Source organism: Kosakonia sp. MH5 (assembly GCF_009935945.1).
GTDB lineage: Bacteria > Pseudomonadota > Gammaproteobacteria > Enterobacterales > Enterobacteriaceae > Kosakonia > Kosakonia radicincitans.
The window spans coordinates 32,653-45,375 of record NZ_QODH01000006.1 but is presented as its reverse complement, the minus strand read 5'-3'; the positions used below and the strand labels follow the sequence as shown (position 1 = coordinate 45,375).

5 protein-coding genes are annotated in these 12,723 nt (G+C 51.1%); 1 reads left to right on the top strand and 4 read right to left on the bottom strand.

What is annotated here, in order from left to right:
• Window positions 1-156: 156 nt before the first annotated feature.
• Window positions 157-453, top strand: a complete 297-nt coding sequence (locus DK872_RS16340; protein WP_035886633.1) for a SymE family type I addiction module toxin — start codon at window positions 157-159, stop codon at window positions 451-453.
• Window positions 454-508: 55 nt separating this feature from the next.
• Here the strand turns inward: DK872_RS16340 and DK872_RS16335 are convergent, their stop codons facing one another.
• The 4 genes from DK872_RS16335 to DK872_RS16320 all read right to left on the bottom strand — a co-directional run bounded on the left by DK872_RS16335 (window position 509) and on the right by DK872_RS16320 (window position 12,611).
• Entirely contained in the window at window positions 509-1,519 is a 1,011-nt protein-coding gene (locus tag DK872_RS16335; RefSeq protein ID WP_035886634.1) for a restriction endonuclease, read from the bottom strand.
• A gap of 123 nt (window positions 1,520-1,642) precedes the next feature.
• Entirely contained in the window at window positions 1,643-7,954 is a 6,312-nt protein-coding gene (locus DK872_RS16330; protein ID WP_161518554.1) for a DEAD/DEAH box helicase, read from the bottom strand.
• Window positions 7,955-7,956: 2 nt separating this feature from the next.
• On the bottom strand, window positions 7,957-11,253 hold the full coding sequence (locus tag DK872_RS16325; protein WP_161518553.1) for an STY4851/ECs_5259 family protein: 3,297 nt from the start codon (window positions 11,251-11,253) through the stop codon (window positions 7,957-7,959).
• A gap of 464 nt (window positions 11,254-11,717) precedes the next feature.
• A complete protein-coding gene (locus DK872_RS16320; RefSeq protein WP_035886639.1) occupies window positions 11,718-12,611 on the bottom strand; it encodes a LysR substrate-binding domain-containing protein in 894 nt (297 codons plus the stop codon).
• Between the last annotated feature and the right edge of the window lie 112 nt (window positions 12,612-12,723).

The window sequence follows — 12,723 nt, the reverse complement described above, 5'->3', positions numbered from 1 at the left end:
TCTTATTATTCCGAATGGCGTCGATTATTGTCTGTTTTTTTCTGGACTTTTATTTTTGCACTGGTTAGGTTTACAGCTGTTATTTAGCGCGGTGGGGATGTGCGGCAACACACCCGCACCGCTGATCACAATCACTATTGAAAAGGAATAGTAATTATGACTGACGTGGATTGTATTGCAGTTTGTGAGAATGAAAAAGCCCGTTCGGTAACGTACCGTCATTTAACCGTGAGTTATGCGGGCCGTCACAGGGATAATGTTTATACCCCGGCAGTGATTATGAAGGGGTTATGGCTGGAAGCGGCGGGTTTTACGATGGGTGCGAAAGTTGATGTACAGGTGATGCGGGGTTGTATTTTGCTGACCACCCGGCAACCGCCGAAAGAGCCGGAAATAAAAACATCATTAGAGCTGGCAGCCCTGTTAGCGGCGGGTAAATCGATCACAGCCTGAAAACAGCGCTCCCGGTTCTGGCCGGGAGCGATTAATTTCGGGGTGCACAACAAAATTAGTTTACCGGGCGGAAGATTTTTTTCAGCGGTACCAGCAGTTTCGTGTCGATATCTACCTTCTCGTAATTTTCAATCAGCGCCCGCACCAGATCGTCCAGCGTCCAGAGCATCAGCGGTATCGTTGAGCGGTCCGCTTCATAGCGCGCCTCTTTGGTAAACCCGCCGGTGCTGACATACAGCCCGCGATCCTCTTTATGCCGCCCACCAATAAAGCTGCGGATCTGCTGGCTGCCCATCTGCTCGCGACGATGTTTTACTTCGACGATAATACGTGGATTATCAAAACCAAAACCGTCGGGCGAAGCAATAATGTCTTTCCCGCGATCGGCGCCCGCCGGCGAAACCTGGGTTTTATACCCCATACTGCGTAAAACGCCCGCCACCAGATCCTGCATTTCGTCCCAGTCCAGAGAATTAATCCGGTCTTTAATCGCTTCAAAAGCCAGGCTTTCCATATCCCGTAAAGGATCGGATGACACCTCTTCGTCTTCGGTCAGAAGCGGTTGTTGCGCCAGCACTTCAGCGGCAGGCTTTTTGTCTTCGAGCAATTCCTGCGCGGCAAAATCCGGCAGCAAAAACACCGTTAACGTTGAGCCCAGCGTATTTTTGGTGGCGGTAGATAACCGGTCACGCTCGATTTCTTGCGCATTCCATTTCACCTGGCGGGCAATGCCCATCCCCTCTTCCTGCCATTCCGGGTGATACTGGAAATCAGAGGTAATTTTGCCCAGCAAATAGGTCCGGTTAGCGGGAGAATAGGTAATGACCCAATCGCCTTGCTTAATTTCGTTCACAAAGCGCCAGACCTGAGAAGCCCCGGAACGCGCCGTGCCCAGTTTAGTTAACGGGTCGGCCTCCTGATATAACGCCGTTAGTTGCGCCCGCGACAGACCCGGTTTAACTAACGGTGCAAGCTGAGACCAGCCGATACCAACGATTTGTTTATCGCGAAAGTCATCATAGAGCTTTCCCGCATCCCCGCGTATCATCCACATTTTGTTATCCATAACTGTCCCCTGATCAATATAAGGAATTGCGCCGGTTTCTAAACCAGCTCTGCTGGCCTGTCTGAATCCGGCACGGTATTTTGCCGTTAAGACAACCCCGCCTTACGGCGGGGCATCTCTGTTTTACTGCTGCTGAATTTCCACCAGCACATCCGTTGGCCAGCGCTCTTCTTTATTGCTGACCCGGGCTTGTTCCAGCGAACGCGCCATATTGAAGATCTGATCCTCTACTTCAGCCATAAAGTTATAACTGTCAGGGCGGAACTGAATGAACCAGTACCCCATTCCCTGATCGAAACGGATCTTCAGCGCTTTGCCGTTATCAAACTCCACCAGCAGTTTACGATGATGAGGAATATCCCGGTTGGAGTAATTCAGCGTGACATCAACCGGCTTGCCCATCAGCGTGGTAAACCACTGCTCAGCAAAACCCTGGAAATCATCTTCGTTTGCCCAGTCGTGTGCCGCCTTGAAGCCCGGTTTCTCTTTCGCTTTGAACAGCGTATTGATGGCGACCTGTGCATGGCCGCTCAGACGCGGTTTCAACTGATTCATAATCGAACCCAGTAATACCAGCGCCGCCGGGTTCTGAATATAGCGGTCGGTGTAGTAGACACGCGTTATCTGATTGTTTTTCAGCAGCGCAGCAGTCTCTTCATTGGCTTTTTCCAGCTCGGCCCAGAAGCGGCGACCAAACTGCGCAATCGGGCCATTCAGTTCAGTAGAGAGGGAAAGATCTTTTACCCGCTCGCCTGCCGGTTCGCTCCAGCGTGCCAGATCCACTGCTTTCAGTTCGACCGGCGCAAATGTCTGCGAACGCACAACCAGGGCCTGCGTCAGGTGCCAGTCAGAACCAGGAATGGCCGCTTGCATGTCACGCGTTGCCAGCGTTATAACGCTCTCGCCACGCAGCAACTGAGCGATAACAGGCACCGTCAACGCTACCTTGTTGCAGCAAATTCGTATGCCCGTCGCGGCAAACTGAGCCAGCTCGCCCAACACGTCGGCATCGGTAATACCGGCCGGGATCACCAGCGTCACATCCAGATTATCGGTTAACCGGTAACGCAGGATCGCCCTGCGGAACTCGCTGGCATACAGATCCCACTCACTGAGCGGCTCGTTGAGCCACACCGTCAATGATGTGGCACCTTCATTGATCACGCGCCGAATGGCATCTTCTATGCTGCCGGGGCAATATTGCGCATCTACCAACGACAGTTTTTCCTCTTCCGGCAAACCAATATAGTGTGTGAAATCCTCACCCAACCAGGCCAGCGCCGCTTTACGATCCAGCGCATCGTGATCGTGACGGGTTTGCGAATCGAGCAGGCACTCATTACAGGCCGTATCGCAATGGCTACAGCCGAGCTGTTTCACCATGCCTCTCAGCAGAGCATCAATATGTAATGGCGCGCTGGAGGCAAAACCGGCCCCGCCACTAATCACGTCATACAACTGGATGGCCAGTACAGACTGTTCGTTATCCAGTTTCACCGGGCGAATGGAATAACCCAGCTCCGCGGCGGAAACCCCCAGCACACCGGCCAGTGCGCGACGCAAAGCGACGGCCAGCGTCATTGCAACGCTGCGACCTTCGTCGGAACCATCCGGAATATACTCGCCGCTCTGCGGACGCCTGAGAATAAGCTCAAACACATCCGTCTGCGCTACGGCACCCAGTGTCACTTTGGTTCTCAATGCTGTGGAACCCGGGCAGATCAGGCGATGGTTCTGGCTATCACGATCTCCCTTACCCGGGCGCGGCGGATAGTGGGCTTCCATCGATTTTGGCGCATCAGTTTCGTTAATCATCGACTCCGCGCGGCCACAAATCATGCACAGTGCATAACCATGTCCACCTTCACCCATACTTTGCTGGAATACACGACCATCAGGCCCGGACGCCATAAACCCGGTTAGCGGATTCGGCAATGGTACACGTTCTGCCTGCACAAACACCCATGCCGGCACAACCGGGATGAACTTCATCGTTTCGATGTTGTTGGTTACCGGATAATAAGCATCGGTCACAAAACCCGCTGGTTGCAGTACCTGGCGTTTGTTTGCAGAAATAATCCGCTCGCCGCAGGCAGCATTGGTACAAAACAGTTCGCCCTGACCGCTAATTCCCTCTCCATACCCCAGCGTCCCGCATTTATGGCAACGCCAGGCAACATCCAGCCGCTGAGGTTCATTGGTATCTGCGTTCAGGTTATGCCAGTGCAGCGAGACACCGGCGGAGCGGAACACGCGGCCATCGAGAATAATTTCCGCACCCGGCGCGTACTCACGGATCGCCACGCCCAGGTTGCGTGAAGGCAGCCCTTTATAGCGCGAGACGTTGTCTTCACGATCGCTCTTATCACGGCTTCTGAATGTTTTCTCACGGATGTAATCTTCCATGTTGAAGTTATCAAAGGTGACAACATCGGTAGGGAAGCCATAGCCAGGCAGGAATGTTCTCGCCGCCAGATCACGCAACAGATACTCGCCGCAGTGTCGTTTTTTCTCCATCTCCAGGCGCTTACGATACGGTGTATCGGGCTGCGACTCGCGTTCCTGCCGCGAAAGATCCTGGAAAATATCAAGCCAGCGTTTCTGTAGGGAAGAAATGGACCCGAGCGTATTTCGGCGCAGATTGTCGGGGCTGACACCGTGTAGCGCAGTGCCTTTTACTAACTGTTCCAGTGCGCCATCGACCGGTAAGGTAGTACGCTCCAGCCAGACTTTAAAGCGATTACAGATGGATTGTTCATGCTCTTCGCCAAAGAACCACTGGCTGTTGAGATTGGTGCGCTCTTTTTCCGTTTCCCCGATCACGTGACACAGGAATTCTGAGAGCAGCAGCGAATTAACATGCCGCTGCACCAGACGTTCAGAATTCATAGCCACCATCGGCGCCGGGATCGTCGTCTCAAACGGCCAGAGCGTATTAGCAAATACCTGCTGATCGTGTGGGTTACCCTTACACAGGGTATAAGAGATGGCGCGCGATTCCTTACTACGGCCCGCGCGACCGGCACGCTGTAAGTAGTTGGCGGGGTGCGGCGGCACGTTATTCATCACCACGGCAGAGATACCACCAATATCTACGCCCATTTCCATGGTGGTTGAGCAGTTGAGAACGTTAATGCCGCCCTCTTTAAACATCGTTTCGTACTCTTCCAGGCGTTCAGCAGACTGCTGCGCCGAGTGTTCTGCGGTGCGGTAGTAGAAGCCGCCTTCAATAGCCCGGTCGTTAATATTGGTCCACAAGTTCTGTGAGCGCAGCTTTTGCACCAGATCGTCTGCCGCACTTTGCTGTCTGATTTTGCTAATGCCGTTATCGTAATCATCCTGCGAGCGGTCAAAATGCCAGACCTCCGGCAACATTACCGGCTCCGCGTGATACGACAGCCGTTGTGTATCGCTCAGGTTGTCAAAATCGATATGCGTCGGCAGGTAAGGCGTTAAGCCTTTGAAAGCCGTGTCCAGTAATTTATTAGTTACCGGGCAAATATACGCTTTTGTCACCAACGAGAAAGTCATATGCTCGCGCGGCAAGTAAAAGCGGTTACCATCCGAACGTAACACAGCAAGATTCCCGGAAAGCGCCTTCCAGGCCGCTTTCAACCAGGCATTCACCAAATCGATATCAGCCGTTCTCTTCACATTCAGCCCGGCGCCCAGCAGCAAAAGCTTGATCAGCCGCTGCGACACATTGCCATGGCGAATCTGCGGCCAGCGCTTGATCTGATATTCGTCATGCTCATCTGATTCAGGGCTGCGCAAGGAACGCGGCGCAAAACGGCTACCAATCCACTGCCGCCAGTCATCTTCCAGCTGAATATAGCTGCCTTCGCGAACATAAAAATCGAGGGATATTTTGAGGAAATCCTGCCAATCCTGGAGTGACAACCCCTTTTCCTGCCAGTGGTCAGGAACAATCTGCGCCTTATCAAGCCCCTGATAACCGATCTTCACCAGTCCCTGGGTTTCAAGGCTGTTGGAACGTTTAGGACGACGCATAAACTCGCGAAATAACAGCATTTCCGATAATTTCACCGGGCCATCATGCTCGCGAAAAATTTCCGGTTTGTGGTATTTGTTGTAACGCAGGATCGGACCTTTGATATCAAAGGTTTTTTGTAACTCGCCAACCATCTCTCGCCAGTTGAGTGACACCAACGGCGCACTTACTTTTTCGCCCAATGCCTGTTTCAGACGCTGTTCAAAACGCAGCGCTTTTTCCTCCGCTTCTGCCGCCTCACCCGGCATGCCCATATCACGGTACTCTTTTGCTTCTTTGCGGGCTTTATCGGCCAGTTCACGGAATTTCTGCGGATCAATATCGGCAGCAACAACATCGCCTGTCGACTGTTGTTTCTGATACCACGACAGGATTTCAACCACACTGCCGCGCAGCCGGTTACGTTCGGCTTCTTGCTGCATGCGCACTGCCATTCGCGCAGTGCCCTGGCGACTATCGGTAAAGGTAATTAAGCGTCTACCGCGCCCCGGTAGAGTTTGTTGACCATCACCTTTTTCATTTTTCCCGGCAAAATCCGGACAGTACTCAAGCACCGTAGGAACAATATGCGTGACATAAAACGGGCTCCCCAGGATAGCACGTCGGAAAGGTGATATTCCTTTTACGCCCCGGTAGCCGCAACCCTGGGCGCTACAGACCTGATCGATGTCGTTTATGGCAAGAGAAATGCTGTTATCGTGCACGACACCGATACTGTGCGTTTGACGATCAAGACGTTGAAGCGTGTAGCCAGCGGCTTCATTATGTTCCGCCGCGATAATGTGCGGAGTCTTGATGACAATCTCTTTTTCGACTTTTTCAGCAACCGGCTCAATCTCCTCCGGCATATCGTCCTGCAGAGAGAACTCGTCACCACCTTTATTTTCCCATTGGACAAGCCTGCCCCTTTTTTCTCGGGCCAGCAGATGGGGTTCATTACACTCATTACAAAATGCCAGTTCAAATACCGGGCTACCGCATGCGCAATTCTGCCGTTGGTTTACATAGACATAGCCAAATGGCCAGTTCTTCTCCAGAGCCGTGCCGTGCTTCGCCGCGCAGTGTTTGTCAGCACAGGCCCAGAGTCCCTGTGTATTTCGCTGGAAAATATGCGCCCTGACCTTGAGAAAAGCGGGATCCTGTTCATTGGGACGTGTACCGGAACAGAGATCAATCCAGCGTAAAGTGTCCTGCTGGCTATAGCGTTGTTTAGTCAGTTCATTAAGGCGCGCGGTCAACGCATCCAGTTTCATTGCCCGCTGGCTAACCAGCATTTCACGTAAGTGACGCGCTTCCGGTGAGTGAGTTAATGCGCTATAGCGCTCCGAGCTAACCTCTTTTTCGCCAGCATCAGGAATAGCTTCGAGCACATCCAGAGAAACAGCGCGATTCAGGCTAGCCTCAAGTTCAGGCACAATGCGTTTGCCTCCCAGCACATCAATCTGTTCCAGTGGCACGCCAGAAAGCTCAGACAAGAATTTTTTCAGCTGCTTTTCTGCATCGCTACCGGCAATGGTTGCCGATGTTGCAACAAACCGGACATCCCTCGGCGTAACACCAAAGGCATTCATTACGCGACGCAACTGCAACGCCAGTTCGGCAGCCTGCGAACCAACATAGGTGTGTGCTTCGTCCAGCACGATCCAGCGTAATGATTTTTGCGCTTTAGATTGCTGAATAATCGGCGCATCAACCTGGCGAACCATCATGTATTCCAGCATGGTGCCATTGGTAACCAGAATAGGTGCAGGTTCTTCGCGCATCTTCTCACGCGAAAGCACTTCATTTGGCTTTTTCTCTTGCTCGCTTTTGACGGCCGCATGTTTCTCTTTGGTGTTGCCGTTATACAGGCAATAGCGAATTCCCGTCCCGAAGCTGCGCGTCCAGGCATCAAGGCGTTCGCGCTGGGAATTAATCAGCGCGTTCAATGGATAGAGGAACAGCGCCCGCACGCCCACCAGCGGCTTATTACCGTTCCCACGTAGTTCCCGGTAGAGATCTTCCAGAACCGGCACCATAAAACACTCGGTCTTACCGGAGCCTGTACCACTGGTCACCACAATAGAATGCTTCTGCTCAAGCAACGCTTTCCAGCTGGCCAACTGATGTGTAAAAGGCTTCCAGCTTGCGCCAAAACGATAGCGGCCATTTTCCTCGCTATCCAGAGAAGCGACGACTTCTTTACTCAGCAACGTTTTTTCCGTTGCCAGCTGGCGCATCGTGAAAGCGGACTCTTCCCAACCAAAGGTTTGCTCGAAAACCGGCGATGCGAGAAATGAACCTTCCGCACCGCATTCTGCTGCCATTTGCTGTGCAAGATGCTCACGCAACTGGGGATTGGTAATACTCAATATACTGAGTGTCGCTTCCGTTGAGCGAGAGAGTGATTGTTCAATGAGTGTCGAAAAATAGCGTGTAGTCATTTTTATTTTTCCGTAACGTTACGCAGCAAGCAGTACTGGAACAAAGCGTTAAACCAGCGAGAGTCAAAGTCTCTCACCTGCCGTAAGAAAAATACGGCGCCAGGTTCATTGCCAAAAACGCTGGTAAAGGTGGTTTTGCCGCTGGCTACTGCGGCGGCAAACACCGGCAGCCATGCAACGGCATAGCGAAAATGTGTATCGGAAGAGATTTCAATAATGGGATCGGCTTGCGACTGGATCCAGCGAGAGAGACGTGGGCCACCATATTCCGGCCAGCGGGATTCCCCGTGTTCACGAAGTAACTCCTGATACCAACCCTGAATAATCTCTTTCATGACCGGTTGTGGGAAAAGCCTCGGGGCCTTTCCCTCGCTTAACCAGCTATGCACATCGCTGGCATAGGTAGGAAAGATCATTCCCAACCTTTGATACATTTTATTCAGGAAATTACTCTGCATTTCTATAGATGCGCCTTTGCTCACCATAAAGGCCTGCATTTTTGCTGCTGCATTTTTTATTTGCTGTATCGGTAAGAACTCCCAAAACACGGGGAATTCAGATTCGATTCGACCAAGATATTCGGCCGACATTTCAAATTTGAACAAGGAGAGCGTTAGTGCCTGAGGATGCTGAAATAACGCACGCCAGACCTCGAAGGTGGCCAGAGGTAAATAACTGAACTGGCTGTAAAGATTTTGCAGGAATTGCCAGCCAGAATGCGCCGGATCGTTCGCCATCTGATCCAGAACCAAGGAAATGGTATTAACCTCAGCACCAGGTTTGAAAAGCTGAGTGGCTTTTTGCAAGGAGTGAATCGTACCGGCTTCCGCTTCTGGCAACTGTTCACCACGAATAAAACAGGGACGGAATGCAGTTTCTTCGCCAGGTTTCGGCAGAACCAGCCAGGGGCCGTTTTTACTTACAATTGAGCCCAGCTCAAATTCACCGACCGGGACACCTTCACTCATTCTTGATGTCAGAGGAATGGATTTTCGCTCTGGTTCGCTCAGCAACATGATAACTGGCGAAGGCACTTTCCCTGATGCATTGTGAATCGAGTTGGAACGCAGTATCTGTGAGGCCGGATCATATTCCAGGCTGTATTTGTAGCGCCGGATTTGCCAGTTGCCGGTACCGCCTACGCCGCTAATCCGCATATCCACAATCTGATCAATCCCTGAACCGAGGGAAAGTAAGTTCTCAATATGCTCTTTCAGGCTGTAAAGATTAATTTCAAGCGGGCGTTCACTGGCGTTATAACGCCATTCATGCCATGCCTGCTGCCCACTGTTGGAACGCAAGCGTAGTTCCAGGGTAAAGCGGGTCGGTTCTCCATTTTTGCCAAACAGGAACACTCGAGAGCCCAGCAAATCGGTAATGGTGATATTTTTTGCCAGCGGCCGACCTTCGGCATCAAAAGCAAGACAGCCACTTGAGGGAAAAGGCATAACAATCCCAACGGGCGCTTCCATCAAGCTTGGGGTAACCTGCAATTGTACTGATGAGGGCGGTACCCCTTCCGCTTTGATCAAAATTTCCGTTCTGTTCCCGGAACGCTTACGGCCTATTTCAAGTGTTTTGTCCTTTAACGCATACCAACATTTGTGCTGCGTCGAGATAGCAATGATTCCTTCGTTTGCACGCTCACCGCTCTTAATTTCAACCTGAAAATCCGCAGGTAATATGCCAATTTTGCGACGCAGTAACGTTTCATTGTTCTCATTGCGGATGGACAAAAAATGCGTCCCCATGGTGTCATGCAACTCGCACACATCAATATCTTTACCGCTCAAAAAACGCCTGTAGCGAACTTCAGGTACCCCCATTTTTCGCATAACTCGCGGAGTGCCAAGAAACACCTCTTCAGGAAAGGTCGTCCAGTTCAGACGCTTACCTTGTAACTCCAGACCTGGCAGGCGCACCTGCTCCAGCCCAGCACGTATGCGATAGGTTTCCTCACCCTCAATGAGGATATCCTGCCCTCCTTGCACCACTAAAGCAGGGTAGCCGAAAGCCCGGCAGGTAAAATCAGAGGGGGTATTTTCAGCAGACATCGTCCCACCTTCCGGCAGAATGATTAGCATGTCGCTACTGCGGACACTGCATGAGGCAATCCCTTGCAAGGACCAGTCATCACCCTGACGCACAAAGACAAGAGGAACATCGCCAACCGGGATTTCACTCTCAGCAATATTGACAATGCCAATAATCACCCCACCAGCCCGGGCGACCAGAGACAATGTGGTGGCAGGACGACGCCGGTGAAAACGAACATCACTTTTGCGCAGCCGTAATCTGGCTTGCATATGCTCAAGCGTGGCGTAAGCGCTTCCCAGGCTGACCATGTCTTCCCCGTCTTCACACACTGCCAGTTCAAAGCGAGTAGTCGAAGGTTCACTCAATAATGGAAAAACCATTTCTTCCGGCAGTGAAATGTAGGTATGTAAGGCATCGGGCTTTTGCTCTGACCAGGAAAAAAAGCATTCAATAATCTTACTTTTGCGCTGCCGGGGCTTATTTTCCACCGATGCAGTGCGAAGCAAGCCGTTGAGAAAGCTGGTTCCCGTATCATCGTCAAGGGGGATGGGAAAACTGTCGCGCCATTTAGGGTGTACGCGCTCAAGCTCTTTAACCGGTTCAGCATGGGTGCTGAGCTCATAGAGTTGCACCAACGAAATGAGTTGTTCAGCCATCCGGGCGATGAATTCTATGGATGTGTCTTCCCGAAATCCTTGAGGAAGCGATGATTTTTCAACCATCATTTGAACCAACATCGACGTTGAGTAACCCAGCGATGAGGCCTGTTCGTATTGATTAAGAATACGGGAAAAAACAGACTGGAAGCGGCTATCCGTTTCTTTCAGCAGCTTGAAAGGCAGACCACCTTCACTGAAAAGTGACCCCAGAAAATTACGACGTTCCGATTCATAAAAACGAATTGGACGTTCCCAAAAACCTTCCAATCCTTTTGGTACGACCAAACCTAATTCCGAATGAGACAGACTAATATTCAGGGCTGCATGAATAGGATCCCAGCTCCATTTGCAGTCGCGCCCGTAGTCCCGGCGATACCATTCGGAGCAAAAAAGGGTAAAACAGGCTGCATAACCTTTATCGTTTTTTAGTTTTTCTGGCTGCCCTATTTCCCGAAGAAGCCGTTTCAGATCGGCATATTCATCGCTGGTTGCATGATATTCATAAAGAGGCCTACTATCAGCTTTTTTTAATCCACGACGAGTAAGAAACTTCGTCAACCAGGGGGGGCATTTAAATACTGAAACGAGTTCAGACTGACTCAAAGCAAACTCCTTGCTATTAGTGCAGTAGTAGAATCAGGGTTATTATTTACGAGGTGGACAGCCTGTACATTTAACAATAAAAAACATTACAGAATATACTCCAATAAAGTTTAATCAACCTACCAAAGTTGGCAGGCAAGGTGATAAATCCGCTACTTCGTCATGCACAGGGCAGGAAATCGCCTTTCCAAACATGGTCTTATTGATGCTGTATGTCATCGTTTACCATGAAGTGTTACACGGAAAATACTTTACCTTATTTTCCACAGTCAAAAAGATCTATTTCTAAAATTCGTGAAGGATTTACAAAATTCTTATGCCGTTAACTATTATGATTATCACACCTAATCTAAGTAATGGTTATAAAGGATAGAAAATAAATTTCACTTAAGAAGTATCAACGACATTTTCTAAATAAAAGATGAATGAATACACAATATATAATTAAACTTACTCCGCCGCGATTATTCACCCTCAGCAAATGCCTGCTGCAACCACGCTTTTATTATTCTAACCTCTTCACGCTGCGCTTTTTGTTGGCTGGTTACGAAATAGTAATTCCCGCCGGGTAATGTTCCCGGCAGGGCAACGCGCAACAATCCTTGTGCCAGCGCATTCTGGATCAATAATTCGCTGGCGAGCAGTACACCCTGCCCGGCAATCGCCGCCTGAATGGCGTGCGTCTCATCATCAAAATGAATACCAGTATGTACCGGTAAATCGGCCGGACCAAAGGCCGCTTTCCAGTGTGGCCAGTCCGGCTCCGGCTGCGGAACATGGCGGTTTTCGATATGAAACAGCGTAAAACGGGAAAGATCTTCGGTCACCCGCAACGCCAGTTGCGGGCTGGCGACCAGCACAAAGCGATCGCGGTAGAGCAGCGTATTCTCCAGTGCTTCATCAGCCTGCATGCTGTAGCGGATCGCACAATCCGCCATATCACCACGAACATCCACCAGGTCGGTACTGCTGTGCAGACGCAGCTCCAGCGATGGGTGCTGTTGATGCAGCGACGGCAGGCGCGGCACCAGCCAGTTAGTCAGAAAGTTGGAGGTAGTGCTCAGCGTTAACGCTCCCGGTTGCCCGGCCCTGTCGATGGCCTCCACCGCTTCGCGCAGCGTGGCAAAGATATTCCCCGAGGCGCGAAACAGAATTTCTCCGGCGTTAGTGAGCACCACGGCGCGCGCCGAGCGGGTAAACAGACGCTGGTTGAGCGATGTCTCCAGCACGCGGATCTGGTGGCTGATGGCGGTCGGCGTCACGCCAATCTCCTCCGCGGCAGCTTTAAAACTGGTGTGGCGGGCCACAGCATCAAAAGCACGGATGGCAGAAAGTGGTGGCAATCGGCGTGTTCGCATAGCTGAATTTAACTCATCTTAAGCTGAAAACTATGACTTTGCTTACGTCATGAAACAGGGGGTAGCCTGTTACTCATCGGGAATGATCCATGAGGATTATTCACCTTAAGCA

Excerpts from the sequence above, each read along its gene's own strand:
- DK872_RS16340 (WP_035886633.1), top strand. The coding sequence starts at position 157 with ATGACTGACGTGGATTGTATTGCAGTTTGTGAGAATGAAAAAGCCCGT.
- DK872_RS16335 (WP_035886634.1), bottom strand. The coding sequence starts at position 1,519 with ATGGATAACAAAATGTGGATGATACGCGGGGATGCGGGAAAGCTCTAT.
- DK872_RS16330 (WP_161518554.1), bottom strand. The coding sequence starts at position 7,954 with ATGACTACACGCTATTTTTCGACACTCATTGAACAATCACTCTCTCGC.
- DK872_RS16320 (WP_035886639.1), bottom strand. The coding sequence starts at position 12,611 with ATGCGAACACGCCGATTGCCACCACTTTCTGCCATCCGTGCTTTTGAT.